Below are 26,176 nucleotides of genomic sequence, written 5' to 3' on the forward strand. Positions count from 1 at the left end.
CATCCGGAGGAACCCATGGAGATCACCGGAATCATCAGCGCGATCATCGTCGGACTGATCATCGGCGCCTTGGGACGCCTCGTCGTCCCGGGCAAACAGCACCTGCCGATTTGGCTGACCCTGCTTCTGGGCATCGTGGCGGCCTTCGTCGGTGGTTGGCTCGCCGCCATGTTCACCGGCAGCCTGATCATCACGGTCATCGTCCAGGTGCTGGTGGCGGCCGCGATCGTCTACCTCGCGGACGGCCTCTACTCCAAGGGCGCCAAGGGCAGCAGGGGCAGAACCGCCTGAGGCGGTCCCGCCCCTTCACGGGCCGTCGGGTGCCTACCCGGCGGCCCCGTCCACGTCCACGGCCCGCTCCAGGCGCAGCGAGGTCTCGGCGGCCTCCAGCACGGCCACCACGTCACGTCCGAAGCGCACGTCGCAGGGGTCGCCGACCGTGCCCTCCACCTGTGCCAGCAGCCGGTCGACCGCGCCGCCGAAGGCCTCCACCGGGCTCCGGTCGCCGCCGGGCACCGTCACCCAGCCGCGCTCGCCGTGCAGCACGACCTCGAAGGTCTGCGCCTCGGGGGCGGCGTTCAGCGTCACCGAGAAGGAGCCGACCGCGCCGTCCTCGTGCCGGGTGAGCATGTGCACGGTCTCCCGCGGTCCCGCGAGCGCCGTCACCTGTGTGACCGGGCCGAGCACCGGCAGCACCAGTGAAAGCACGTGCGGGCCCACGTCCCACAGGCCGCCCTTCTCCCTGCGCCAGGGAGAGGTCCCGAAGGGGTTGCCGGGTTGGAAGATCGACGCGAACAGCGTCGCCCGCACCCCGTGCCAACCGCCCTCGTCGGCGGCCGACTCCACGAACTCCGTCACGTTGTCGGAGAAGCGGCTGGTGAAGAAGACCACCGACGCCAGTCCGCGCCCCCTCACCTCGGCGGCCAGTTCGTCGGCCGCGGCGACCGACAGCGCCACCGGCTTGTCCAGCAGCAGGTGCTTCCCGGCCCGGGCGGCGCGCAGCGCCAGCTCCGCCTGGACGTCGGGCGGCAGGGCGATGGCCACGGCGTCGACGTCGGCCAGCAGCGAGTCGACCTCGTCGTGGGCACGGATCCCGTACCGCTCGGCGAGCGCCGAGGCCTTGGCCGGGTCGCGCCCCCACACCCCCGCGAGGGTGGCGCCGGGGTGCCCGTCCAGCGCCGCTGCGTGCGTCTCCGCCGCCCAGTAGCCCGTGCCCAGCAGTCCGAACCTGAGGCCCATGCCGTACTCCCTAGTCTCGATCACCGCCCATTGTCCATGGAAGCGCTCCCACGGCGGGGGGCGGGGCTCTCACGTCGAGGGGCGGGGCTCCCGGATCCGGCGACGCCGTACCGACCGGTTTCCCGTGCGCCCCGCGGTGACCGCAAGGGTGCGCCGGAGCGCGCTCAACCCCGATGATCTCGCTCCCAGCGGCACTGCCGGCGTTCCACAGTGACGCTGGGAGCAGGATCAGCGCAGAGGGGACCCCTGGTTCGCACCCGTAACGTTCCGGTCAGTTCACCGGGGAAGCAGGCGGCGCGCTCCCGCCGACGGGAGGGCCCCGAACACGACCGGCTCGGCGAAGCCCCGCTCCCGGTAGGCCTTCCGCACCGCCTTCTCGCAGGTCTCCACGCGGCCGGCGTCCGCCAGGGCGACCACGCACCCGCCGAAACCGCCGCCGGTGATCCGGGCGCCCAGCGCACCGGCGGCCAGAAGGGCGTCCACGGCGGTGTCCACCTCCGGAACGCTGACCTCGTAGTCGTCGCGCAGGGAGGTGTGGGAGGCGGTGAGCAGCGGCCCCACCGCCCGCAGGTCCCCGGACCGGAGCAGGTCCACGGTCTCCAGTACCCGCGCGTTCTCGGTCACCACGTGACGCACCCGGCGGCGGGACACGTCGTCGGGCAGCGCGGTCAGGGACCCCGGCAGGTCGTCGACGTCGCGCAGGGCCGCCATCCCCAGAACGCGCGCGGCGGCCTCGCAGGACCGGCGGCGGTCGGCGTAGTGGCCCTCCACCAGCCGGTGCGGGGCGCGGGTGTCGACCACCAGGACGGTGAGCCCCGCCGCCGAAGGGTCGAAGGGCACCTGCTCGGTCCCCATGGTCCGCGTGTCCATGAACAGGGCGTGGCCCTCGGTGGACAGCATCGACGCGGACTGGTCCAGGATTCCGCACGGCATGCCCACGAAGTCGTTCTCCACGCGCTGCGCCAACCGGGCCACCTCGGCCGGCCCGAGGTCCGCGCCGTGCAGGGAGGCGACGGCCATGACGGTCGCGCACGTCAGCGCGGCGGACGAGGACAGGCCCGCACCGGTCGGGATCGTGCTGTCCACCAGCAGGTCCAGCCCGTCCACCGTGTGTCCCTCGCCCCGCAGGGCCCACAGCGCGCCGGCGGGGTAGGCGGCCCACCCCTTCACCGCGCCGGGGGACAGGTCGGGCAGCCGGGCACCGAACTCCTCGCGGGCCTGGCGGGACCGGAACCGCACGGCCCCGTCCGGGCGCCGGGCCGCGGCGGCCGTCAGCGCGTGGGGCAGGGCGAACGGGAGCACGAACCCGTCGTTGTAGTCGGTGTGCTCGCCGATGAGGTTGATCCGCCCCGGCGCGGTCCACACGCCCTCGGGCCCGTACCCGAACGCCGAGCGGAACGCGGTCGTCACGTCATGCATACGGTCCTGCCTCCTTGTCCGTCCGTGCGATGGGGGCACCGGGGTCCGGCGTCAGGCCGCGTCCCGGCGGGAGAGGGCGAACTCCCAGGCGTCGGCGACGGTCTCGTCGAGTGTGCGCACCGGCTCCCAGCCCAGTTCACGGCGGGCCCGGTCGTTGGCCGCGACCAGGACGGCGGGGTCGCCGGCGCGGCGCGGGGCGTCCTCCACGGGCACCGGGCGGCCGGTGACCCGCCGGACGGCCTCGACCACCTCGCGCACGCTGTGCCCGCCGCCGGTCCCCAGGTTGTGGACGCGGAAGGACCCCGGCCGCACGTGTTCCAGGGCGCGCAGGTGCGCCTCGGCCAGGTCGGCGACGTGCAGGTAGTCGCGTACCGCCGTCCCGTCCCGGGTCGGGTAGTCGGTGCCGAACACCTTCGCGCTCCCGCCCCCGCCGGCGGCCGCACCCAGCAGGTTCGGCACCAGGTGGGTCTCCGTGTCGTGCCGCTCGCCGAACCCCAGGTGGGCCCCGGCCACGTTGAAGTACCGCAGGCTCGCCGCGCCCAGTCCGTGGGCCCGCGACCACGACTCCAGCAGGTGGTCGGCGGCGAGTTTGGTCGCGCCGTACGGGTTGGTGGGCACCGCCGGGTCGGTCTCCCCGATCGGCGCGTCGGAACCGGGATCGCCGTAGGCGGCGGCGCTGGAGGAGAACACCAGCCGCCGCACCCCGTGGCGTAGCGCGGCCTCCGCCAGTGCCAGGGTCCCCGACACGTTGGTGCGCCAGTACTTCTCCGGGGCGGTCACCGACTCGCTCACCAGGGACTTCGCGGCGAAGTGCAGGACGGCGTCCACGGACGGGTCCAGCACGTCGGCCGTCTCGTGCAGGTCGGCGACCACCAGCCGGGCGCCCTCGGGGACGGCGTCCGCGTGCCCGGTGGACAGGTCGTCGAGCACGGTCACCTCGTGGCCCTCCCCGAGCAGCAGGGCGGTCACCACGCTTCCCACGTATCCGGCGCCGCCGGTGACGAGCAGTCTCACTGCGCGGCCTCCCGGAGTCGCCGTGCCGTGGCCTCGGGCGCGACGTCGCTGATGAAGGCGTCCATGCCGGACTCGGTCCCGGCGAGGTACTTGAGCTTGCCCGGGGCACGCCGCACCGAGAACAGCTCCAGGTGCAGGTGGGCGAGGTCGCGCCGTTCGCGCACGGGCGCCTGGTGCCATGCGGAGATGTAGGGCAGGGGCGCGTCGTAGAGCGCGTCGAGGCGTCGCAGCACGTCCAGGTACAGGTGGCCGAAGTCCTCGCGCTCCTCCTCCGACAGCGCGGGCAGGTCGGGCACCCGCCGGTGCGGGTACAGATGCACCTCCACGGGCCAGCGGGCCGCGGCCGGGACGAACGCCGTCCAGTGGTCGGTCCGGGCGACCACCCGGATCCTGGCCTCCTGCTCGGCGCGCAGCACGTCGGCGAACAGGTCGCCGCCGGTGCGCTCGCGGTACTCCTCGGCGGAGTCGAGCACGCGCCGGGTGCGCGGGGTGACGAAGGGGAAGGCGTAGATCTGCCCGTGCGGGTGGTGCAGGGTCACGCCGATCTCGGGGCCCCGGTTCTCGAAGCAGTACACCTGCTCCACGCCCGGAACCGCCGACAGCGCCTCGGTCCGGTCGACCCAGGCGGCCATGACCGTGCGCGCCCGCTCGGGGGACAGGTCGGCGAAGGACGCGCCGTGGTCGGAACCGAAGACGAGGACCTCGCAGCGGCCCGCGGCCACGCGCCGGGAGGCCTCCAGCTCCCCGACGTCCTCCAGGGCCCGGCCGTCGTCGGCGACCAGTGACGGGAAGCGGTTCTCGAAGGCGACCACGTCGTAGGAGGCGGCCGGGACCTCTGTCGGCCGTCCGTCCGCGGAGGGGCACAGCGGGCACTCGCGGCTGGACGGCAGGTGGGTGCGGCCCTGGCGGTGCGAGGCCACGACCACCCACTCGCGCAGCAGGGGGTCGAAGCGCATCTCCGCGCCCGTCGCGGACGGGGGGAGGTCGCGCAGGTCGGGGGCGGGTTCGCGGACGGTGTCGCCCTCGTCGAAGTAGACGATCTCGCGGCCGTCCGCCAGACGTGCGGAGGTCCTTCTCATCCGTCCTCCTTCCTCGGTCGGACGTCGGTGACCACCAGGCGGCCCACGTGCTCGGTCAGGGCGGCCCGGGCGGCCCGGTCGATGCCGGAGTCGGTGACCAGCACGTCGCAGCGGTCCAGCGGAGCGATGGTGCTGATACCGACCGTTCCCCACTTGCTGTGGTCGGCGGCGACCACGAGGCAGGCGGCGGCCTCCACCAGGGCCCGGTTGGTCTCGGACTCCATGAGGTTGGGGGTGCTGAAACCGGCGCGCTCCTGCATGCCGTGCACGCCCAGGACGAGGGTGTCCAGGTTGAGGCCGCGGACGGAGGCGAGCGCGAGCGGGCCCACGAGCGCGTCGGAGGGTGTGCGGAAGCCGCCGGTGAGCGCCACGGTCTGGTCGGGGCGGGCGGCCTGGTAGAACACCTCGGCCACGCGCAGGGAGTTGGTGACCACCGTCAGCCCCGGGGTCTCGGTGAGGTACCCGGCGACGGTGGCGGTGGTGGTGCCGGCGGACAGGCCGACGGCGCTGTGCGGTTCGACCAGCTCGGCGACGGTCCGGGCGATCGCGTGCTTCTCGTCCTCCTGGCGGGTGGACTTGGCCTCGAATCCGGGTTCCTCGGTGCGGGCGCCGTCCGGGGCGACCGCACCGCCGTGCACCTTGCGCAGCGCCCCGCGGTTCTCCAGGACGTCGAGGTCGCGGCGCACGGTCATGTCCGACACGGCGAGGCTCTCGACGAGGTCGGCGACCCGCACGGCCCCGGCGCGCCGCACCTGTTCGAGGATCAGCTCCTGCCGTTGCGCAGCCAGCATCCGCCCCCCAGTCGTGATCGAAAGTGTGTGAATGTGTTGGTTATAGTTTTGCAGGTTCCTCCCTGGTGTCAATTCTGGGGATACCAGCGAGGAAAACTGTTGGAAAAAGTTGTTAAGTGTTGACAACCCAGAGTCAGGGTGTCGAACATGTTGGGTACGTTCGACCACCTCAACCTGCGCCTGAACGGCCCGGAGTTCCACCTGGAGCTGCTCAACGGCGACCACTCCTGGGACTCCCCCAAGGTCAGGAGCGTCTTCGCGCCTGGGACGAGCTGCTGCCCCACCACCAGGCCGACCCCCTGGGCCGGGGCGTCAACGAGGCGCAGACGGCGCTCGTCCGGCGCGAGGCCGGGATGATGCTGGGAGTGCCCCCCTGCTCGTGGCGGGCCTGGTGTGGCTGCCCGCCATAGCCACCGTCGCCCTGTCGTGCACACGCTTCTTTTCGTATTCGTCCACAAGGTGACGTTGCATGGTGCTACGTTCACACCGACACCGCTCTCGTGTGGATGTTCGTCTCTGGCCGCAGCAAGGGGGTGAAGGCGTGGTCGAGGTTTACCGTGGCCACAACGCCCGCCTTTCCCTGGAGCCCGAGCAGGTGCGCAAGCTCGATGCCCAGGCTCATGCCGCACGTGCTCTGTGGAACCTGCTGCACGACTGGTGGACCATGGTCGGCGAGAACCGGCGTGTGTCTGTCAAGGATGCCGACGCCGTCATCCGGCAGGCACGCAAGGACATCGACTGGTTGGCGGTCCTGCCCGCCCAGGCGGCACAGGCCGTGCTGAAGACCTACGTCCAGGCGTGGAAGAACTGTTGGGAGGGCCGCGCCGGCAGACCACTCTTCAAGGCCCGCCTCCGGTCACCGATGTCGGTGGACATCCCGCAGGGGCAGCATATGGACATCACCCGTGTTCATCGGCGTTGGGGCATGGTGAACATCCCCAGGGCCGGACGTGTCCGGTTCCGCTGGACCAGGGATCTGCCCGTGGGCAGGCGGGCTGACGCTGACAACCGGATCACCGGGGCACGGCTGGTCAAGGACGCCCTGGGCTGGCACATCGTCTTCCGCGTTCATACCCTGGAAGAGGACCCACAACTCCATTCCGGTGGTGATGTCGGCATCGACGTGGGGGTGACCGTGCCCCTGGCCCTGTCCGATGGCGACCACCACGACCACGGTCGTCCCTCCAGGATGAAGGACGGGAAAGCTGACCGCGACAAGTGGCTGACCATCGAGGAAAAAGCGGAGCTTGCGCGCTGCGAGCATCAGGCGGCACATCGCAAGAGCTTTCGCGAGCGCGGAGAACGCACCTCCCGGCGACTGTCGGAAACCTATGACCGGATCCGGGCGCTTCGTGCAAGAGCCAAGCGCAGGCACCTGGACTGGCAGCACAAGACCACCACCGATATCGCCAAGACCTACGGCACCGTGGTGGTGGAGGACCTCAACATCACGAACATGACCCGCTCCGCGCGGGGCAAGGTCGAACAGCCGGGGAAGAACGTGCGGACCAAAGCCGGGCTGAACCGCTCCATCAGCCAGGAAGCGTGGGGACGGACCGTGTCCCTGCTGGAGTACAAGCTGGCCCGGCGCGGCGGCGCCCTGCACAGGGTTCCTGCTCGTGGAACCTCCCAACGCTGTTCGATGTGCGGGTGCACCACCCCGGGCAACCGTGAATCCCAGGCGGTGTTCGTGTGCAAGAACATCACGTGTGGCTGGTCGGGTAACGCCGACTACAACGCGGCGCGGAACATCTTGCACCTGTATCGGATGGGCCTTGCGCTCGTCCCGGCTGCCGGGAGGGCAGCCGTCAGGCGTGCTCGACGCGCCGAGCCCGCCACCGCGAGGTAGACGGGAATCTTCCGGCTTCAAACGGAAGAGCACTCCAAAACGACTTTTTCTGGGCGCTGGCGTTGCTGTCCAGCGGGGACAAGCTGCCCATCACCACCGCCCTGCAGAACCTCCATGGCGCCTTCTTCGTCGACTACAACCTGCTCTCGGCGGGATCGGTCATCGTCGCCCTGCCGACGCTGGTCGTGTTCTTCCTGCTTCGTCGCTGATTGCCCCGTCCGGGAGGACTCCCGTTGAGGTCTCACACCAGCTCCACAGGTAGCAACCGCCAGCCCGGCGGCCCTGAGGTTGATCGCCGCGTTCACCTCGCGGTCATGGGTCACACCACACACGCACATCCACTCACGCATGTGCAACGGCAGTTCTTCCCGCACGGCCCCACACATCGGGCACAGCTTGGAGGAGGGAAAGAACCGGTCCACGGTGACCGACTGACGCCCGTACCAGGCGCACTTGTACTCCAACATCATGCGCAGCTCACGCCAGGCCGCGTCCGAGATCGCCCGGGACAGCCTGCTGTTTCTGACCAGGTTGCGTACGGTTAGATCCTCGATCACGACCACTTGGTTCTCGCGGACGAGTCGAGTAGTGAGCTTGTGCAGAAAATCCCGCCGGCGGTCACTGACGCGGGCGTACACCCGCGCCACTTTTCGGCGGGCTTCGTCGTACCAAGCCCGGGTGCGGTGGGCCAAAGCGCGGTTGTAAACCAGGCGCACACACCCGAAGGTGCGCGACAGCTTCGCTGCCTGCGCCCCCGTGGGGTAAAAGCGGTATTTGAACGCCCGCTTCACCGTTGACTTGGCCGTACTCACGTTCTGGCCAATGCTCTTGTTAACTCATGCCAGGAAGGAGATGGGTGTTTCCCGCCCCGACTGAAGACGGGGTCTCCACACCCGGAGAGCCGATGACGCATCGCACCGTTCGTCTGAGCGCGGCGGGGGCCTCCCTGGTCCTCGGCGTGCCCGAGACCGGGCTGCCCCACGTCCTGCACTGGGGAGCCGACCTGCCCGACACCGGGGGGCTCGCCGCCGTCTCGGCGCCACCCGCCGCGCACAACGGGGTGGACGTGTCCCAGTGGCTGTCGCTGGTGCCCACCCAGGCCGAGGGATGGCGCGGCCACCCCGGGATCGCCGGGCACCACGAGGGCCGGGTCAGCTTCCCCGACTGGACCGTCCGCGAGGTCTCCGCGGCCCCGCTGGCGGACTCCGCGCCCGGTGTCGGCGGGGTCCTCACCGTCCTGGCGGAGGCCGCCGGGCTGGAACTGCGGTGCGAGCTCCGGATGGAGGCCTCCGGGCTGGTCCGTGCGCGCAACACGGTCACCAACACCGACGCCGAGCCGTGGACCCCGGACGCCCTCCTGGTCACCCTGCCCCTGCCCCGGGAGGCGGAGGAGGTCCTGGACCTGACCGGGCGCTGGTGCCGCGAGCGCTCGCCCCAGCGCCAGGAGCTCACGATGGGTACCCGGCTGCGCGCCTCCCGCCGAGGCCGGACCGGCCACGACGCCCCGCTGCTGCTCGCCGCCGGGACGCCCGGGTTCGGCTTCCGCCGCGGCGAGGTGTGGGGCGTGCACACCGCCTGGAGCGGTGACCACGTCCACCTGGCCGAGCGCCTGCCCGAGGGCGCCGGGCAGGCCGACGCGGTGATCGCGGGCGGCGCGCTGCTCCACCCCGGTGAGGTCCGCCTCGCACGGGGCGAGTCCCACTCCACCCCGTGGGTGCTCCTGTCCTGGTCCGACCGGGGACTCGACGGCATGTCCGCGCGGATCCACCGCTGGCTGCGGGCCCGGCCGAACCACCCCTCCTCCCCGCGCCCGGTGGTCCTCAACACCTGGGAGGCCGTCTACTTCGACCACGACCTCACCACACTCAGACGGCTCGCCGACACCGCCGCCGGGATCGGCGTGGAGCGGTTCGTGCTGGACGACGGCTGGTTCCGGGGGCGCCGCGACGACACCGCGGGACTCGGCGACTGGACCGTGGACACCGGTGTGTGGCCCGAGGGACTGCACCCGCTCTTCGACCACGTCCGCTCCCGGGGCATGCAGGTCGGGCTGTGGGTGGAACCGGAGATGGTCAACCCCGACTCCGACCTGGTGCGCGCCCATCCCGAGTGGATCCTGGCCGCCGAGGGGCGCATGGCCCTGCCCAGCCGCAACCAGCAACCGCTGGACCTGTCCCGTCCCGAGGCCTTCCGGTACGTGTTCGAGCACCTGGACGCGCTGGTCGCCGAGTACCGGCTCGACTACCTCAAGTGGGACCACAACCGCGACCTGCTCGAACCCGTGCACGCGCCCATCGGCGGAGCCGGGACGCACCGGCAGACCCTGGCCGTCTACGCGCTGCTCGACCGGCTGCGCGAGCGCCACCCCGGTCTGGAGATCGAGTCGTGCTCCTCCGGCGGGGGCCGCGTGGACCTGGGGATCCTGGAACGCACCGACCGCGTGTGGGCCTCCGACACCAACGATCCCCTGGAGCGGCTGGCCATCCAGCGCTGGACCGCCCTGCTGCTGCCGCCCGAGCTGGTCGGCAGCCACGTCGGCGGGCGCACCGCGCACACCACGGGCCGGGACGCGGACCTGTCCTTCCGCTGCCTGGCCAGCCTGATGTCCCACGCCGGCATCGAGTGGGACATCACCCGGTGCACCGACGACGAACTCGGGACGCTGGCCTCCTGGATCGGCCTGTACAAGGAGCTGCGCCCGCTGCTGCACTCGGGCGAGACCGTGCACGCCGACGCACCCGACCCCGCGGACCAGCTCGACGGGGTGGTCGCCCCGGACGGGAGCGAGGCGGTGTTCCGGTACGCGCGGCCGACCACCTCCGCGCGCGCCCTGCCCGGACGTGTCCGGCTGCCCGGCCTGCGCGGGGACCGGACCTACCGCCTGGTGTGGCGTCGGGAGGCGGGCCCGCCCTCCACCATGCAGCACGTGCTCCCGGAGTGGTTCGCCGAGGGCGGGGCGACCGTGTCGGGCGCGGTACTCGCCCGCTCCGGCGTGCACATGCCCAACCTCAACCCGTCCCAAGCCCTGCTCCTGCACCTGAGGGAGGCCTGACGTGCCCGCGAACCGCAAGCCCGCCTACCTGGAGGACTTCACCCCCTCCCGGGGGACCCGGGCGCCCCGCGCCCGCTTCTCCTCCGACGCCCCCTCACTGGACCTGAACGGTACGTGGCGGTTCCGGCTGCTGCCCCGGGCCGAGGCCGGCACCGACGGGTTCGAGGCCCCCGGCTTCGACGACTCCGCGTGGTCCGGCCTTCCCGTACCCGCCCACTGGCAGCTGCACGGCCACGGCCACCCCGCCTACACGAACATCTCCTACCCCTTCCCGATCGACCCCCCGCACGTGCCCGACGACAACCCGACCGGTGACCACCGGCGGGTCTTCGACCTGCCGGGAGAGTGGCCGCAGGGCCCGGCGGTGCTGCGCTTCGACGGGGTCGACTCCTGTTTCCGGGCCTGGCTCAACGGCACCGAACTGGGCTTCTCCACCGGAAGCCGCCTGGCCACCGAGTTCGAGGTCGGCCACCTGCTGCGCCCGGGACGCAACACCCTGGCGGTCCGCGTCCACCAGTGGTCGGCGGCCAGCTACCTGGAGGACCAGGACATGTGGTGGCTGTCGGGGATCTTCCGCGACGTCACCCTCCTCGCCCGGCCCCCGGAGGGGATCGACGACCTCGCCGTGCACACCGCCTACGACCACACCACCGGGACGGGCACCCTGCGCGTCGACGCGGAGGGGTCGCCGGACGTCCTGGTCAGCGTCCCCGAACTGGGGCTGGTGGACGCCGCCGCGGGGGTGGAGCACGCGGTCGGCGCGGTGGAGCCGTGGTCGGCCGAGGCGCCGCGCCTCTACGACGCCGAGGTGCGCGCGCCGGGGGAGCGGGCCCGCACGCGGATCGGCTTTCGGACCGTGGAGGTCTCCGGCGGGCGACTGCGCGTCAACGGCCGCCCGCTGCTGCTGCGTGGGGTGAACCGGCACGAGTGGCATCCCGACCACGGCCGCGCCGTGCCCTGGGAGACCATGCGCGAGGACGTACTGCTGATGAAGCGGCACAACGTCAACGCGGTGCGCACCAGCCACTACCCGCCCCACCCCGACTTCCTGGACCTGTGCGACGAGCTGGGCCTGTGGGTCGTGGACGAGTGCGACCTGGAGACCCACGGGTTCGAGGAGGTCGGATGGCGCGGCAACCCCTCCGACGACCCGCGCTGGCGCGACGCCTACCTGGACCGGATACGCCGCACCGTCGAGCGGGACCGCAACCACCCCAGCGTCATCCTGTGGTCCCTGGGCAACGAGGCCGGGACCGGGGAGAACCTGAGGGCCATGGCGGAGTGGACGCGCGGGCACGACCCCTCCCGCCCGGTCCACTACGAGGGCGACCGGGACAGCACGTACGTGGACGTGTACTCGCGCATGTACGCGCCGCACGACGAGGTGGACGCCGTCGGCAGGCGTGAGGAGCCCGAGACGGCGGATCCGGCGGCCGACGCCCACCGGCGCGGGCTGCCCTTCGTCCTGTGCGAGTACGGGCACGCCATGGGGACCGGGCCGGGGGCGCTGGAGGAGTACCAGCGGCTGTTCGAGCGGCACGGCCGCTGCCAGGGCGGGTTCGTCTGGGAGTGGATCGACCACGGGATCCGCCGCCGGGAGCCGGACGGCACCGAGTGGTTCGCCTACGGAGGCGACTTCGGCGAGGTCCTGCACGACGGGAACTTCGTCGCGGACGGCCTGCTGCTGCCCGACCGCGTGCCCAGCCCGGGGCTGACCGCGTACGCCAGGACCATCGCACCCGTGCGCGTGGCCCCCGACCCGGCGGCCGGCACCGTCTCCGTCACCAACACCTGGGACTTCCGGGACACCTCGGGCCTGACCTTCTCCTGGCGGGCCGAGGAGGAGGGCGTCCCGTTCGGGGAGGGCGTCCTGGACGTACCGGTCCTCGGGCCCGGGGAGGCTGTCGACGTGCCGTCGCCCGCACTGCCCGAGCCTCCCGGAGGCGGGGAGGCCTGGCTGACCGTGTCCGTCCGGCTGGCCGGGAAGGAGCCCTGGGCCCCGGCCGGGCACGAGCTGGCCTGGGGGCAGGCCGGGATCGGCGCCTCCGCGGCCGGACCGGCGGCGGCTCCGGCCCTCGCCGCCGGCGGTGCGGCGCCGTACGCCGCCGGGGACGGAACCGTGCGGATCGGCCCGGGACTGCTGGACACGGAGACCGGCGCGCTGCTCTCGATCGGCGGCCTGCCCGTGGACACGCCGGTGGTGGACCTGTGGCGCGCCCCGACCGACAACGACGTGGCACCGCACGGGATCTCCGTGGCCGCCTGGTGGCGCGGATCCGGCCTGGACCGGCTCACCTCGCGCCTCGTGTCCACCGGACGGGAGGACGACGCGTTCGTCGTCCGGACCAGGCTGGCCCCGGCCGCCCGGGAGATCGGCATGCGCGTCGCCCACCGGTGGAGCACCGACGGAGGGCGCCTGATCCTGGACGTGGAGGCCGAGGCCGAGGGGGAGTGGCCCTGCCCGCTGCCGCGCTTCGGCGTGCACATGGCCCTGCCGGCCTCCCTGGGCGGGGCGGAGTGGTTCGGCCGCGGGCCCGGCGAGGCCTACCGGGACGTGTCCCAGGCCGCGAGGATCGGCCGGTTCTCCACCACGGTCGACGGACTCCAGACCCCCTACCTGCGGCCCCAGGAGAACGGCAACCGGATGGACGCCAGGTGGCTCGTCCTACGGGCGGAGGACGGCAGGGGCCTGCGGGTGGAGGGCGACCCGGTGTTCGACTTCACCGCGCGCCGCTGGGACACGGCTGCGCTCGACGCGGCCGACCACCCCCACGAGCTGGTTCCCGGCGACCGGATCCATCTGCACCTGGACCAGGCGCACCACGGCATCGGCACGGCCTCGTGCGGACCCGGGACGCTCCCCGAGCACCACCTGGCGGCCGGACGGCACCGGATCCGGCTCGGGTTCTCCCCGGTCGGCTGAGCCCGCGGGCGGTCGGCGCGGGGGCGGGCACGCGGAAGGGGAGGCGCCGGACGCACCGGCGCCTCCCCGCGCCACCGGGGCGGTGGAACCGTCACCTGCCGGGTTTGCCGTTCCCGGTCAGGGTGTCCTTGATCTTCTCCCCGGCCTGCTTGAGCTTCGAGGTCTTCTTCTGGGCCTTGCCCTCGGCCTGCCACTGCTCGTTGTCCGTGACCTTGCCGAAGCCCTCCTTGGCCTTGCCGCTGAACTCGTCGGCCTTGTTGCGGGCCTGGTCGCGCTCGGACATACCCACCTCCCGCTCGGCTTTCGGTCCTGTCAACATCCGTAACCGCCTGACGGGGGCCGCAATCATGTTCAGGGCAAAAATCTAGACATAACGGACAATGTGCAGGTCGGGTGTGACCGCCGGGCCTCAGGCCTGGGGCGCGGCCGTGGACACCGAGGCGAACGGGGCCCGCGTGGTCACCCGGTGGTTGATGCCCTCGCGCACCATCGCCTTGGCCACGTCCACGGCCCTCCCCACGTCGCCGCCCTTGGCCAGTTCGGCGGTGATCGCGGCGGCGAAGGTGCAGCCCGCCCCGCTCACACGCTCGTCACCGATCTTGGGGGCGCTGAGGACGGTCGCCTCCTCGCCGTCGAAGTGCACGTCCACCGCGTCCGGGCCGGGCAGTTCCACACCGCCCTTGACCACGACGTGCCGGGGACCCAGCGCGTGGATGCGTCGGGCGGCCTCGACCAGGTCGTCCACCGTCTCGATGCTCTCCATGCCCGAGAGGGTGCGCGCCTCGAAGTGGTTGGGCGTGATCACGGTGGCCAGCGGAAGGATCTGCGCGGTGAGCGCCTTGTCGGTGTCCAGCGCGGCTCCCGGCTCCTGCCCCTTGCAGATCAGCACGGGGTCCAGGACCACGTGCCGCCACGGCTGACGGCGCAGTCCCTCGGCGACCACGTCGATGGTGTCCGGAGTGCCGAGCATGCCGAGCTTGACCACGTCCAGGTCGTGGCAGGAGGTCGCCGCCTCGATCTGGTCGGCGATGACGTCCGGGGCGATCGGGACGAAGCGGTGGCGCCAGTCGTTCTTCGGATCGAAGGACACGATGCAGGTGATCGTCCCCATGCCGTAGACGCCCAGTTCCTGGAAGGCCCTGAGATCGGCCTGGATGCCGGCGCCGCCGGTGGCCTCCGACCCTGCGATCACGTACGCGCTGTCGGTCATCGGGACCAACCCCCTCTGTCGATGTGCTGTTGCGGGCCGCGTGAGTCCTCACGGGGCCCGTCGGCCCGTGGACAATTCCATCACAACGGGCAGGCAGGACGTTCGGGCTGCTCGTGGCATGTGCCATAGCCGGGACGGGTGCGGCGGATGATACTGGGGAGCACGGTCGAGGAAGCGCCGGTACCAGAGCACGCCCGGGGGGGCACGGGTCCTCCGTGGAACCGCGGACCACGGACGTGGAGGAGGAGTCACACGCCGTATGGCACAGACATCGAACCCCGGCGGTCGGGACACGGACTTCGTCGCGCTCCTGGTGGAGGCCTACCACCGCGCGGGCATCCGCGCCGAGCGCCTGTCCGCCACGGGAGTGCGCGTCCCCCTGCCCGGTGCCGGCTCCTTCGACACCGACTACGGGGAGGCGGCCGAGCGCGCCCGATCGCACCCCGTCGAGCAGTACCCGCGGATGGCCGACGAGGCCGTTCGCGCCACGACGCGCATGTTCCGTGAGCGGGGCGTGCCCCTGGGCACCCACTACCCGCCGCGCTCCGACGACCACGGCCGGGGCGCCCTGGTCGCGGTCCTCGAACGCATGGGCATCGGCGCCCGCTTCGAGTCCCCGCAGGTCCTGAGCCTGTCCCTGCCCGGAGGCGACCGCGCCACCACCGACGTCAGCGCCTACCTGGCCAAGGTGGGGAACGCCTCCGTGGACGGGGCCCTCGACGAGGCGGGCCGCTTCGCCCAGGCGGTGTCCCAGCAGATCTCGCGCTCGCGGGAGCAGGACTCCGCACCCGCCGAGAGCCTGCGGGTCCGGCTCTACCCCGACAGCGCCTTCCCCGAGGGCGTGATCGACAAGCTCGTGGCCCGCGAACTCGCTCCCGGGCTGTGGCAGACCGTGGCCGTGGACCACCCCGACAGCGTCCAGCCGCTCAGCCGCCACGCCCACGAGCGGTCGGGCCGGTCCACCGGGGAGGCCTTCGCCGAGGCCGTCGCCCACGCCGTGGCGGAGCCGGTGGAGACCAGCGAGCACGAGATCGACGGGGTGAGGATCGTCCACGTCGGCGGCCAGCACCCCTACGTCTCGGCGCAGGCGCACGTCCTGGGGCGCCATCTGGGAGAGGCGCCGCACGGCGCGCTCGTCGCCTTCCCGGTTCCGCAGGCGGTCCTGGCGCACCCGCTGGGCCAGGGGAACCCGATCGCGGCGATGGAGCGCCTCCGGGCACTCGCCGAGCGGTTCGTGGCCGACACCGACAAGCCCGTCAGCTCACAGCTGTACTGGTGGCGGCCCGGTCCGGGGGCCGAGACCGACGTGCCCCGCCTGAGCGCCGTGGCGGTCGAGACGGACCACGAGGCCCGGACCGTCTCGCTGTACACCGGCGACCAGGAGTTCGGCCCGCTGCTCGACACCCTGAGGTAGGACGACCCGTCGGACCCGCTGGAGGCCCTCCGGAAGGCGGTGCCGGCGGGGGCCCCGAACGCCGACGCGTCCTCGGCGGGCGGGGCCGCACGGAGGGGCGGCCCCGCGTTCCCTCCGCCGTCCACGGAGGTCAGCTCGGGTAGGCGGGTACGGAGGGCTCGCTCAGCTGTTGGGAGGTGTCCTTGGCGGCGAAGAAGTCACCGCCCTTGCGCAGGGTGTCGTCGCTGCCCCAGGACTCGTCCCGGTCGACCTTGCGCAGGTGCGGGATGTGCTTGCGGCAGTGGATGTAGGCCTCCTCCACGTGCACCACGGTCCACATCAGCGCCCGTTGTCCGGGGACCTCGGGCGCGGGCAGGCCGGGGATGTGGCGCCGCAGCTCCACGTCCTCCAGCAGGCTCGCCCGGCCGTTGACGTGCAGCCCGATGCGGTCGCGCGCGAAGTCCATGAACATCAGGCCCACGTGCGGGTTCTCCAGGATGTTGCCCACGCTGGCGAACACGCCGTTGCCCCGGAACTCCGGATAGGTCAGGGTGTGCTCGTCGATCACGTGGACGAAGCCGGGCGGCCCCGCGCGGAAGCTGGAGTCGCACTCACCATGGCGGTCCGAGGTGGCGATGAACAGCATCTCCTGCCGGGAGACGAATTCGCGCATCCGCGGGTTCAGGTGGTCGAGCATCTGGTCGCGGTAGAAGCGATCGGCGCGCTCGCTCGTGCCGGTGATCTCCTGGACGCGGTGTTCACCCGCGCTGCCGGGTGCGTGCCGTGGGGAGGTCTCGCGCATCACTGCCTCTCACAGGAACTGATGGGGCTGCTGGGATTGGTGGGATCTGCGGTGCCGCAGTCGCCCAGGCGGTGGGACAGGTGGGGTGGGGAAGCGCCGGAACGGTCTGGGGAGGACCGTGGACCGGCGGGTCAGCGGATCGGAGAGGAGGCGTTGGTCGCCTCGGGCGCCCCGGTCCGCCGCTGGTCGGACCGGGCCCCGGAGGGCGCGGCCGCGTGGCGGCTGCGCATCGCGGGTTTGCCGGCGTCGGCGTCGCGCGCGCCCTCGAGCATGTTGGCGGTGATCCACTCGTAGACCATCACCCAGGCCGAGCTCATGGAGGAGGACCAGGTCGGTGAGATCTCGCTGACCGCGCGCACCAGGGCACGGCCCACGTAGGGGTAGTGCTCGGGTTCGATGGCGAGGTCCCGCCTGTGCTGGGCGCCCAGTTGCCGTAGGTAGCCGGCCACCTCGTCGGGCTGGTCGAGGTGGTGGACGACCTCCAGCAGGGCGAAGGCCATGCGCTCCTTCTGGGTCTGCATGTTCTCGGGGAACATCTCCCGTACCGCGGGCGCCATGGAGAACAGGTTCTGGTAGAAGCGCTCGGCCAGGCGGGTCGAGCCGGGCGGTAAGGAGGAGCAGGAGTGCCGGACCGCGTCGATGACGGCTGGGGCGGGGAGCGGAACCTCTTTGATGGAGCGGGGAGACAAGGAGCCTCCAATCGGGGTTGCGGGGAGGGAAAGCACCACGAAGGCGCACACACCACGACAGTGTTGTTACGGAGAGTGACGATTCTGGAAGCAGGGCTACGCGTGCGCCCGGCGGTTCCGGGTGGGGCCGGCATGTGTCGGATCGGCATGCGCCGTGACTCGGCCCCGTGCCCGGACGGCACACGCGAGAACGGTCCTCAGGTCACCGTGAACACAGCGGTCTCTCGGCGGTTCGGAGCGAGGGGAGCACCAGTGCCGTCCCTCTGGCAGTACCGAGGTTGGCGGAATCCCTCATCGCTGCCTCATCCTCTTCTTCCGGATTCAGTGTCCGTCCACGGTTTGGGCGACTGCGAATGCTATACGGGGAGCGGATAGCGACCGTTTCACTGCTCGCATGACCCGATCCCCCTCCTTGTATGTACGCTGTGGCAATGTAACAGAAGTGTGGACATGTTTGGACGTTACTAACCGGTAGCGCAAAAGGCCACAGGACTACCGGAAAACTCCGCCGTCACCTTCGTCACCGTATACCGTATGCGTGCCGGAGGGGAGTCGCGTGCCGCCGCTCCCGCGCCCGTCAGGGAGGCGGATGTCCGGCTCCGCTCGCGCGCTGGCGCGGGGACACGGGCCGCCGGGCGAAGCACACCGCGACCGCCATCAGCGCGCAGAGCAGGGCCAGCCCCAGAATGCCGGGGCGGTAGGACCCCGCCCACCCGTGGGCCAGGGACAGCAGGATGGGCCCCACGGCGGTGGAGGCGACCGCGACGGACTGGGTCACCCCGCGCAGGGAGCCGAGGTTGGCGGTGCCGAAGTAGAAGGGCAGCGCGGCGTTCTCCACCGCGCGGGCCCCGGAGGCCGCCGCGCCCAGCGCCACCCCGTAGAGGACCGCTCCCAGGCCCGGGGACACCAGCGGCAGCAGGGTGAGCGCCAGCGCGTGCATGGCCATGGCCGCGCACATCAGCATCTTGGGGGACAGCCGGTCGGCGGCCGAACCGAAGAGCAGCGCCGAACCCAGCCCGGCGACGGTCTGGGGCAGGAAGTTGGCGGCGGCCTGCGTCGGGGTGAGCCCCTGTTCACCCAGCACGGCGATCTGGTGGAAGAACACGGCGGTGGACACCAGCCCGCTGCACGCCACCGCCCCGGCCAGCGCCCAGAAGACGGAGGTGCGCACGATCGCCCGCAGCGGCCACTCCGGTTCGGGGGGCGCGGCCGGCTCCGCGTGTGCGGGCTTCCCGCCCCGCTGGGTCTCCTCGGCCCCATCGGGAGCCTCGGCCTCCTCGGTCCGCTCGGGCACCCGGGTGACCCCGCGCAGGCCCCAGAACGCCAGGGGCAGCACGACCACCCAGATGAGCAGCGCCTCGGCGGCGAAGGTGTACCGCCAGCCCAGGACGGAGACCACCTGTTCGGCGATCAGTGGGAACAGCGAGATCCCCGCGCTCCCCGCCGAGGTGGTGAGCCCGAGCAGGGCGCCCCGGTTGCGGGTCACCGAGATCGCGACGGCGGTGCTTGCGATCAGCGACATGCCGCCCTGGCCCAGGGCGCGTACCCCGACGAAGCCGGCGGTCAGCCCCACCAGTCCCTGTACGCAGGCCAGCAGGACCAGGAAGCCGCCGAAGCCCAGAGCCACCGCGGCCAGGACCCGCTGGACCCCGAACCTGTCGACGGCCCGCCCCAGCCAGGGCAGCGCGAGCGCGCCGCTGAGCGTGCCGACCATGTAGGCGAGGGAGACCGCCGAGCGGCTGATGTCCAGGTCGGCGATGACGTGGTCGACGAACACGGAGACACCCGCGGTCTGCCCCGGGCCGCTCAACGCCAGGACCAGCGCGGAGGCGACCACGACCCGGGCGGGCGAGGGGGCCGCGCGGGCGAGGCTCCCGGTCGGCCTCATCGCACGTCTCCCGCCGTGGAGGCGGCGGGTACGGGAGCGTGGGGACGGGGTCTGTCGGTCATCGGGCCTATTGTCCCGCCCCGGCCCCGGACCGCGGCGTCCGACCCCCCGGACCGACCGGCGGGGCGGGTCGACCGATCGGTTGACCCGTGGAATCCACCGATCCCGTGGCCGTGCGGGCGATCCGCGGCTCCCCGGTCCCACGCGATGCTCGGGGCATGCCGATCATCGATGTCAGGAACCTGCGCAAGCGCTACAGCGAGAAGGTCGTCGTCGACGACGTCACCTTCTCCGTCGGAGAGGGTGAGATCTTCGGGATCCTCGGTCCCAACGGGGCCGGGAAGACCACCACGGTCGAGTGCGTCGCGGGGATGCGCCCCCTCGACGGCGGAGCGGTCACCGTGCTCGGCCGGGACCCGAGGCGGGAACGGGACGAGGTCCGCGAACGCCTCGGCGTGCAGCTCCAGGAGGCGCGGCTGCCCGACCGGATCAGGGTCGGGGAGGCCCTCGACCTCTACGCCTCTTTCCACCCCTCCTCGGCCGACACCGGACAGCTCCTGGAGACGCTGGGGATCGCCGACAAGCGCGACACCCAGTACCGCAGGCTGTCCGGGGGCCAGAAGCAGCGGGTGTCCATCGCCCTGGCCCTCGTGGGCCGCCCCGTGGTGACCATCCTCGACGAGCTGACCACGGGCCTGGACCCGCAGGCGCGTCGGGACACCTGGGAACTCATCGAGGACGTGCGCGACTCCGGCGTCACGATCGTGCTCGTCACGCACTTCATGGACGAGGCCGAACGGCTCTGCGACCGGCTCGCGCTGATCGACTCGGGCCGCATCGCCGCCCTGGACACCCCGGCCGGGCTCGTCACGCGGGCCGCCCCGGAGCAGCAGGTGACCTTCCGCGCGCCCCGGGAGTTCGACGAGCAACTCCTCGCCGCACGGCCCGAGGTGGTCTCCGCGCACCGCAGAGGGCGCCGGGTCCGGGTGACCGGCCGGGACGGCCTGCTCCACGCCGTGACCTCCGTCCTGGCCCGCGAGCACGTCATCGCCGAGGACCTGCGCGTCGAGCGCTCCAGTCTGGACGACGCGTTCGTCGCCCTGACCGGCCGGTCCCCCGAATCATGAGCACCGGCACCGAGAGGAAGTCCCCCGTGTCCGCCCTGGTCCGGCTCACCGTGACCGAGGCCAGACTGCTGACGCGCGAGCCCACGGCGGTCGTCCTCGGGATCCTGACACCGACCGCGGTCATGCTGGGACTCGGATCCCTGCCGATGCTGAGGGAACCCAACCCGCAGTTCGGCGGTCTGCGCTTCGTCGACACCTGGGCTCCCACGGCCCTGATCCTCGGCATGGGGATCCTGTGCGTCCAGTACCTGCCGTCCGTCCTGGCCGCCTACCGGGAGAAGGGCGTGCTGCGCCGGATGTCGACCACCCCGGTGCACCCCGGGATGCTCCTGACCGCGCAGCTCATCGTGGTGTTCGCGGCGGCGGTCCTCTCCGCGGTGATCCTGGTGCTCTCCTCCTGGCTGTTCCTGGACGTCGAACCGCCGAGCCAGCCACTGCTGTTCACCGTCGCGTTCGTCGTCGGAGCCGCCTCGCTCATCGCGCTGGGGATCCTGATCGCCGCCGTGGCGCCCAGCGCGAGCGCGGCCAACGGCTTGTCGATGGCCCTGTACATGCTGCTGATGCTGGTGGGCGGGGTCTTCCTGCCACGGGTGTTCCTGCCCGACCTCCTGGTACGTATGGGGGAGTTCACGCCACCCGGGGCGCAGCTCCTACTGGAGAGCTGGTCGGGCAACGCCGGGGACGCGGGACTCTCGCAACTCGTCCAGCTCGGGATAATGGCGGGCGTCGCCGTGGTGGTCGCCGCGCTGGCCGCCAGACTGTTCCGATGGGAATGAGTGGAGGATGAGCGGACGGAGCACCGGGGTGGACACCACCCGGAACTGGGACCGGTGGTGGGACGTGTTCGTCGCCGTCGTCCCCTGGACCCTGCTGCTGCCCTCGGCGGCGCTGGTCCTGTCCCAGCCCGTGTCGGACTGGACCGAACACACGGTCACCGTGGGCCTGACCGCGCTCGTCGCCGCCTGGATGTTCCTCGGGTGCGTGCGGCCCTGGAAGGGTGGCGGACCGCTGCTCTCCGGGATCCACTTCGCGGTGCTCCTCGCGCTGGCCTCGGCGTTGATGGCTCACGACACCCTGTTCCTGATGTTCACGATCGCGCTGTTCTTCCGCGCCATGGTGCTGCCCTGGCCGCTGACCTTCGTCGGGGTAGCGGCCACCTCGATCGCGCTGCACACGACCACCATGGGATTCCCCGGAACGGACACGGAGACGCCGTTCCTGGAGCAGCTGTTCCTCTACGTCGGCGTGATCACGGTCCAGACCGTGGCCATCGGTGGAGGCCTCGTGGTCGCGACCAAGAGCGCCGAGCAGCACCGGGAGCGCCGGGTGATGGTGGCCAGGCTGGAGGAGGCCCTGGAGGAGAACGCCGGGCTGCACGCGCAGCTGCTCGCCCAGGCACGGGAGGCCGGGATGCTGGACGAGCGCCAGCGCATGGCGCGGGAGATCCACGACACCCTGGCCCAGGGGCTCACCGGGATCGTGACGCAGGTCCAAGCGGCGCAGCGGGTGTGGGACGGTCCCGGGTCGGCGCGCCCGCACGTGGACCGCGCGCTCGACCTGGCCCGTGAGAGCCTGACCGAGGCGCGGCGCTCCGTGCAGGCCCTGCACCCCCGGCAGCTGGTGGAGAGCCAGTTGCCCGAGGCCCTCGGCGAGTTCACCCGCCGCTGGACGGAGGAGCACCGCGTCCGCTCCGGGCTCGACGTCACCGGCGAGCGCGTCGCGCTGAGCCCGGCGGTCGAGGTGGCCCTCTTCCGGGTCGCCCAGGAGGCGCTCACCAACGTCGCCAAGCACGCCGACGCCTCCCGGGTGGGCGTGACCCTGTCCTACTCCGACGACGTGGTCCTGCTCGACGTCCGCGACGACGGGCGGGGGATGACCGGGAGCAGGCGGCACGGGTTCGGACTCAAGAGCATGCGCCAGCGCATTCGCGGGATCGGAGGCACGGTGGAGATCGAGACCGGCGAGGGGGAGGGCACCGCTGTCAGCGCGACCGTGCCCGCGATCCCGGTGGAGGCGACGTGATCCGTGTCCTCATCGCCGACGACCACCCCGTCGTGCGCGACGGCCTGCGCGGCGCCTTCGCCGCGGAGGAGGACATCGAGGTGGCCGGGGAGGCGTCCAACGGTCGCGAGGCGGTCGAACGCGCGGTGGCGCTCTCCGTCGACGTCGTGCTGATGGACCTGCGCATGCCGGTGCTCTCCGGGGCCGGGGCGATCGCAGCCCTGGCCCGGGAGGCACCGGACGTGCGCGTCCTCGTCCTCACCACCTTCGACAGCGAGAGCGACGTCTTCCCGGCCGTCGAGGCCGGGGCCACCGGGTACCTGCTCAAGGACGCCTCGACCGACGAGCTGCTGCGCGGGGTACGCGCCGTGCACCGCGGGGAGTCCGTCCTGGCGCCGACGGCGGTGCGGCACCTGATGGGCCAGGTGCGCAGACCCGCGGGGCAGAGGCTGAGCGAGCGCGAACTCGAGGTGCTGGGGCTCGTCGCCGACGGCGCGTCCAACCGGAGCGCGGCGGCGCGCCTGTTCATCAGTGAGGCGAGCGTCAAGACCCACCTGCAGCACGTGTACAACAAGCTCGGCGTCCGCGATCGGGCCGCGGCGGTGGCCGAGGCCTACCGCCGCGGCCTCATCGGTTAGGGAGCGCGTCAGCGGTGCGCGGCCTCCAGCCTGGTCCGCAGGGAGTCGGCACGCGTGACGTAGCCCTCGCGCACGTTCTCGTTCTCCGCGCGGTTGACCGCCCACACGTACTGTCCGTGACCGCGGTAGCGGTCCGCCAACTCGTCCTCGTCGAAGGGGACGTGCGAGCCGAAGAGCACACAGAAGTAGTCCTCAGGGGTCGCCGGGGCGTTGCCGCCGGTGTTCAGCGCCGTGGGCGCCTCCACCTGGGAGAGCCGGATGCCTCCCTCGGCGAACCCGTCCTCGTCCCGGACGATCTCCCCCTGGCCGGTGCGCGCGATCGGCTCCGCGCTCGGCGGCGGGGTCCCGTCCGAGGCCCAGTCGCTGAGGTGGTCGTAGGAGGAGTTGAGCACGTGGTGCAGCGGCACGCGGCTGAACGGCGGCTCGACGCAGTCGTACTGCGGCTGCTGGCCGAAGTCGCGCTTCTCGATCTCCTCGCGCGCCTGCCTTCCGGCCCAGCCGGAGTGCGCGGTGCCCGCCACCTCCCAGCGGCGGAAGGTCTCCGTGTCCTCCGCGGGGCCGATCCAGGCGACGTCGGTCTCCGACAGCACCTGGAACACCGGTTCGGGACGGTCGGCCTCGGGGGCCGTGCCCACGATGAAGCCGTATCCGTCGAAGACCGGCTCGGTGTGGGGGAGGACCTCCTCGTAGTAGACCGTCATGCGGCCCGCGGACTGCGACGCCCCGATGGCCAGGACCTGGTCGGCCCCGGTCCCGCCGGTGAGGTCGCCGGAGGAGCGCAGGGCCTGCGCCGCCTGCGAGAAGACGTCGTAGGAGAGCTGGTCGTCACCGACGGTGCCGCCGTCCGTGACGTCCAGCCGGCCGTAGCGGGCGGGGCTCCACTCCGTCAGCTGGGAGACGCCGACGTCCTGCGCGGACACCCCCACCCAGGTGTAGCCCGAGCGCATGATGTGTGCGGCGCTGGGACCCCAGAGGGCGTCCAGGTCGCTGCCCGCGCTGACGTTCTGCCACTCGGCGAGCGCGGTGCCGTTGGAGTCGCGCGGATCTTCGGGGCGGCGGACCACCACCCGGGTCGTGTAGGGGTGCTCGGAGAGGACCTCTCCGTCGGAGTACCGGTTGGCGGTCCCGGAGACGAGGAACTCCTCCTCCACGTAGTCGTAGAGGTCGAGGTTCTCGGTCGTGGCGAAGAAGGGGTAGGTGTCCTCGACGTCGTCGGCGAGGGGGTCGCCGGGGACGCTTCCCGGCAGGGGGCCCTCGATCTCGGGGACGGGGACCGGGAGCAGGGCGTCGTCGGTGGGGGAGGCCAGTGCCGCCGGGGAGGCGAGTGCGGTGCTGATCCCGAGTGCGGCGCTGATTCCGAGGGCGGTGACCGTGGCGGGGCGGTGCGCGTTCGTAGCCACTGCGGTGCCTTTCGTTCGTACCAACACGGACGGTCCGTTGTTGGTCACTGCTGGCCACGCGAAGGTATGTCGGCGCGAACACGCTGGCAACGGGGTGAGGGGCGGTCGAACACGGAACAGGTCGTTTCCCCGATCAGGGCCGCACCCGGCGAGGAAGAGATCCGGCGGAGCGGGACGTCGCGGGCTTCACCGGCTGAGACGAGGGCACGCGGGCATGACGGAGTGCGCGGCGGGCCCGGTCCCACGAGGGGTCGGGCCCGCCACGCACGGGTGCCGGGTGCGGCCCCGGTCAGTACATCCGGTCGAGCAGGTCGGCGACCCCGTCGACGGTCGGTTCCCGGGGGTTGGGGTACGGCTTGGCAGCCACCCGCTCGGCGATGTCGCGCAACCCCGAGCGAGGTACCCCCAGGTCCGAGAGGGCCGTCGGACCGTCGTACCCGCGGGCGAGCCCGGAGACCGCCGCGACGGGGTCCCCGTCGGCGGCCCGGGCCAGCCGGGCCGCCGCCTCCGGAGCCGCGGGCAGGTTGAACGCCATCACGTGCGCCAACAGCACCGTGTGCAGCTCGGCGTGCGGCAGGTCGAAGGCGCCGCCGAGCACGTGCGCGAGCTGGTGGTGCAGACCCATCCGGGTCTGGGCGAGACATGTCCCCGCCAGCCACGCCGCGGACTGCAGACGCCCGCGCGGCTCCGGACCGGACGGGTCGTCGAGCACCTCGGGCAGCGCGCCCAGGATGCCGTCGGCCGCCTCGGTCGCCAGCGCGTCGGTGAACCGGGTGGCGTCGGGGGCCCACAGGGCCTCGACCGCGTGGGCGAGCGCGTTCACGGCACTGGTCCGGGTCAGGCCGGGCGGCATCGTGAGCGTGAGTCCGGGATCGTAGACGACCGTGCCGGGGGCCAGGGCGGGATCGCGGCGGGTGGTCTTGACGCCGTCCTCGGTCTCGCCCAGGACCGGGGTCGCCTCGGAACCCGCGTAGGTGGTCGGCACGGCGACCTGCGGCATCCCGGTACGCGCCGAGAGGGCCTTGGCCAGACCGATCGCGGAGCCGCCGCCGATCGCCACCACGCAGTCCGCGGAGGTGGAGCCGACGACCTCCATGGCCTCGGCGGTCACCGTGACCGGGGTGTGCGGCGCGGGCCGGTCGAAGCGCGCCGCCAGCCGCGGGCCCAGCGCGTCGGCCACCCGGTCGGCGGCCACGGCGGCGGACGGGGCCGCCACCAGCAGCACCCGCCGGGCGCCGAGCCGTGCGGCCTCCTCATGGGCGAGGCCGCACGCACCGCCGCCGATCAGCACGCGCGTCGCGGGGGTCTGGTGGACGGCCACCGAGGTGTCGGGCGGTCGGGTCCGCCCGTGTGCGGCGGTGGCGCTCGTCATGCCTTCGTCTCCCATCGTCCCAGTGTGCCGCCCCTCGCGGCGCCGCTGCTCGGGCGTCCTCACCGCCGGCCGACGCGACACGGCGCCGACCGAGCTCTCCGTGGTACCGGTCCGGCACGGCCATGTGCAGGACCGTCCCGTGGACACCGCGCACCAGCCGCTCGAACTGCTCACCGACGGATGGACGCACCTGCCCTCCGGCACCGGAACGCGTCCTGACGGGCTCGGCGCCGAGCCCGTCGACGGATAGCCGGGCGAGGACGCGGGGCCGTCCGGACCGCCCCCGGCCG

Annotated in this window: 22 protein-coding genes and 3 pseudogenes; 12 read left to right on the forward strand and 13 right to left on the reverse strand. The window is 72.3% G+C overall.

All coding sequences use genetic code 11. From position 1 onward, the window contains the following. Positions 1–15 precede the first annotated feature (15 nt). Positions 16–291, forward strand: a complete 276-nt coding sequence (locus tag FYX01_RS04990) for a GlsB/YeaQ/YmgE family stress response membrane protein (protein WP_150238030.1) — start codon at positions 16–18, stop codon at positions 289–291. 33 nt (positions 292–324) lie between these two features. Here FYX01_RS04990 and FYX01_RS04995 read toward each other — a convergent pair whose 3' ends face one another. The 5 genes from FYX01_RS04995 to FYX01_RS05015 form a co-directional block, all read right to left on the reverse strand. Further along, positions 325–1,239 (reverse strand): Gfo/Idh/MocA family protein, encoded by a 915-nt coding sequence (locus tag FYX01_RS04995; RefSeq protein WP_150238664.1) that lies wholly within the window; start codon positions 1,237–1,239, stop codon positions 325–327. A gap of 276 nt (positions 1,240–1,515) precedes the next feature. Continuing rightward, on the reverse strand, positions 1,516–2,658 hold the full coding sequence (gene galK, locus FYX01_RS05000) for a galactokinase (protein WP_150238031.1): 1,143 nt from the start codon (positions 2,656–2,658) through the stop codon (positions 1,516–1,518). 51 nt (positions 2,659–2,709) lie between these two features. Beyond that, positions 2,710–3,672 carry a UDP-glucose 4-epimerase GalE gene (galE, locus tag FYX01_RS05005; RefSeq protein WP_150238033.1) on the reverse strand — a complete coding sequence of 321 codons (963 nt, stop codon included), beginning with the start codon at positions 3,670–3,672 and terminating at the stop codon, positions 2,710–2,712. Beyond that, positions 3,669–4,751, reverse strand: a complete 1,083-nt coding sequence (gene galT / locus FYX01_RS05010; protein ID WP_150238035.1) for a galactose-1-phosphate uridylyltransferase — start codon at positions 4,749–4,751, stop codon at positions 3,669–3,671. The genes galE and galT overlap by 4 nt, the downstream gene beginning before the upstream one ends. Continuing rightward, positions 4,748–5,542, reverse strand: coding sequence for a DeoR/GlpR family DNA-binding transcription regulator (locus FYX01_RS05015; protein ID WP_150238037.1), 795 nt, complete (start codon positions 5,540–5,542; stop codon positions 4,748–4,750). Before FYX01_RS05015 ends, galT begins: the two co-directional genes overlap by 4 nt. Before the next feature lie 150 nt (positions 5,543–5,692). On the opposite strand from FYX01_RS05015, the pseudogene FYX01_RS05020 reads away from it, so the two are divergent. The 3 genes and pseudogenes from FYX01_RS05020 to FYX01_RS26510 form a co-directional block, all read left to right on the forward strand. After that, positions 5,693–5,904, forward strand: a pseudogene (locus FYX01_RS05020) (carbohydrate ABC transporter substrate-binding protein); the annotation flags it as partial. Positions 5,905–6,083: 179 nt separating this feature from the next. Beyond that, positions 6,084–7,391 (forward strand): RNA-guided endonuclease InsQ/TnpB family protein, encoded by a 1,308-nt coding sequence (locus FYX01_RS05025; protein WP_150238040.1) that lies wholly within the window; start codon positions 6,084–6,086, stop codon positions 7,389–7,391. 32 nt (positions 7,392–7,423) lie between these two features. Continuing rightward, positions 7,424–7,600, forward strand: a pseudogene (locus tag FYX01_RS26510) (carbohydrate ABC transporter permease); the annotation flags it as partial. Here the strand turns inward: FYX01_RS26510 and FYX01_RS05035 are convergent. Beyond that, positions 7,577–8,203 (reverse strand): annotated as a pseudogene (locus FYX01_RS05035) (RNA-guided endonuclease TnpB family protein); the annotation flags it as partial. The pseudogenes FYX01_RS26510 and FYX01_RS05035 overlap by 24 nt on opposite strands. A 92-nt stretch (positions 8,204–8,295) precedes the next feature. Between FYX01_RS05035 and FYX01_RS05040 the strand changes: the two are divergent. Both FYX01_RS05040 and FYX01_RS05045 read left to right on the forward strand, forming a co-directional pair. Further along, positions 8,296–10,443, forward strand: coding sequence for an alpha-galactosidase (locus FYX01_RS05040; protein ID WP_150238042.1), 2,148 nt, complete (start codon positions 8,296–8,298; stop codon positions 10,441–10,443). A gap of 1 nt (position 10,444) precedes the next feature. Continuing rightward, positions 10,445–13,366: a glycoside hydrolase family 2 TIM barrel-domain containing protein gene (locus FYX01_RS05045; protein WP_150238044.1), complete on the forward strand. Its 2,922-nt coding sequence runs from the start codon at positions 10,445–10,447 to the stop codon at positions 13,364–13,366. A 91-nt stretch (positions 13,367–13,457) separates the two neighbouring features. Here FYX01_RS05045 and FYX01_RS05050 read toward each other — a convergent pair whose 3' ends face one another. Next, positions 13,458–13,649, reverse strand: coding sequence for a CsbD family protein (locus FYX01_RS05050; RefSeq protein ID WP_150238046.1), 192 nt, complete (start codon positions 13,647–13,649; stop codon positions 13,458–13,460). A gap of 126 nt (positions 13,650–13,775) precedes the next feature. Continuing rightward, on the reverse strand, positions 13,776–14,576 hold the full coding sequence (gene thiD / locus FYX01_RS05055; protein ID WP_150238049.1) for a bifunctional hydroxymethylpyrimidine kinase/phosphomethylpyrimidine kinase: 801 nt from the start codon (positions 14,574–14,576) through the stop codon (positions 13,776–13,778). A gap of 259 nt (positions 14,577–14,835) precedes the next feature. On the opposite strand from thiD, the gene FYX01_RS05060 reads away from it, so the two are divergent. After that, positions 14,836–15,990, forward strand: coding sequence for a hypothetical protein (locus FYX01_RS05060; RefSeq protein WP_150238051.1), 1,155 nt, complete (start codon positions 14,836–14,838; stop codon positions 15,988–15,990). Positions 15,991–16,120: 130 nt separating this feature from the next. On the opposite strand, the gene FYX01_RS05065 is transcribed toward FYX01_RS05060, so the two are convergent. From FYX01_RS05065 to FYX01_RS05075, 3 genes are all read right to left on the reverse strand, one after another. Further along, positions 16,121–16,771 carry a pyridoxamine 5'-phosphate oxidase family protein gene (locus FYX01_RS05065; protein ID WP_150238053.1) on the reverse strand — a complete coding sequence of 217 codons (651 nt, stop codon included), beginning with the start codon at positions 16,769–16,771 and terminating at the stop codon, positions 16,121–16,123. 131 nt (positions 16,772–16,902) lie between these two features. Further along, entirely contained in the window at positions 16,903–17,460 is a 558-nt protein-coding gene (locus FYX01_RS05070) for a globin domain-containing protein (protein ID WP_150238054.1), read from the reverse strand. A gap of 577 nt (positions 17,461–18,037) precedes the next feature. Further along, on the reverse strand, positions 18,038–19,348 hold the full coding sequence (locus tag FYX01_RS05075) for an MFS transporter (protein WP_150238056.1): 1,311 nt from the start codon (positions 19,346–19,348) through the stop codon (positions 18,038–18,040). Between the two features lie 218 nt (positions 19,349–19,566). Between FYX01_RS05075 and FYX01_RS05080 the strand changes: the two genes are divergently transcribed. The 4 genes from FYX01_RS05080 to FYX01_RS05095 are packed head-to-tail and all read left to right on the forward strand — an operon-like array spanning position 19,567 to position 23,114. After that, positions 19,567–20,475 carry an ABC transporter ATP-binding protein gene (locus tag FYX01_RS05080; RefSeq protein ID WP_150238060.1) on the forward strand — a complete coding sequence of 303 codons (909 nt, stop codon included), beginning with the start codon at positions 19,567–19,569 and terminating at the stop codon, positions 20,473–20,475. Positions 20,476–20,501: 26 nt separating this feature from the next. After that, a complete protein-coding gene (locus FYX01_RS05085) occupies positions 20,502–21,251 on the forward strand; it encodes an ABC transporter permease (protein ID WP_223830314.1) in 750 nt (249 codons plus the stop codon). Positions 21,252–21,258: 7 nt separating this feature from the next. Further along, entirely contained in the window at positions 21,259–22,497 is a 1,239-nt protein-coding gene (locus FYX01_RS05090) for a sensor histidine kinase (protein ID WP_150238062.1), read from the forward strand. After that, on the forward strand, positions 22,494–23,114 hold the full coding sequence (locus FYX01_RS05095; protein ID WP_150238063.1) for a response regulator transcription factor: 621 nt from the start codon (positions 22,494–22,496) through the stop codon (positions 23,112–23,114). Before FYX01_RS05090 ends, FYX01_RS05095 begins: the two co-directional genes overlap by 4 nt. A gap of 8 nt (positions 23,115–23,122) precedes the next feature. On the opposite strand, the gene FYX01_RS05100 is transcribed toward FYX01_RS05095, so the two are convergent. Then, entirely contained in the window at positions 23,123–24,514 is a 1,392-nt protein-coding gene (locus FYX01_RS05100; RefSeq protein WP_223830315.1) for an alpha/beta hydrolase domain-containing protein, read from the reverse strand. 289 nt (positions 24,515–24,803) lie between these two features. Next, a complete protein-coding gene (locus FYX01_RS05105) occupies positions 24,804–25,886 on the reverse strand; it encodes a maleylacetate reductase (RefSeq protein WP_150238066.1) in 1,083 nt (360 codons plus the stop codon). On the opposite strand from FYX01_RS05105, the gene FYX01_RS05110 reads away from it, so the two are divergent. Then, the gene (locus tag FYX01_RS05110; protein ID WP_150238068.1) at positions 25,885–26,136 is read left to right on the forward strand and encodes a hypothetical protein; all 252 of its coding nucleotides are present in this window, start codon (positions 25,885–25,887) and stop codon (positions 26,134–26,136) included. The genes FYX01_RS05105 and FYX01_RS05110 overlap by 2 nt on opposite strands. Positions 26,137–26,176 lie beyond the last annotated feature (40 nt).

Source organism: Nocardiopsis quinghaiensis (assembly GCF_008638365.1).
GTDB classification, from domain to species: Bacteria; Actinomycetota; Actinomycetes; order Streptosporangiales; family Streptosporangiaceae; genus Nocardiopsis; species Nocardiopsis quinghaiensis.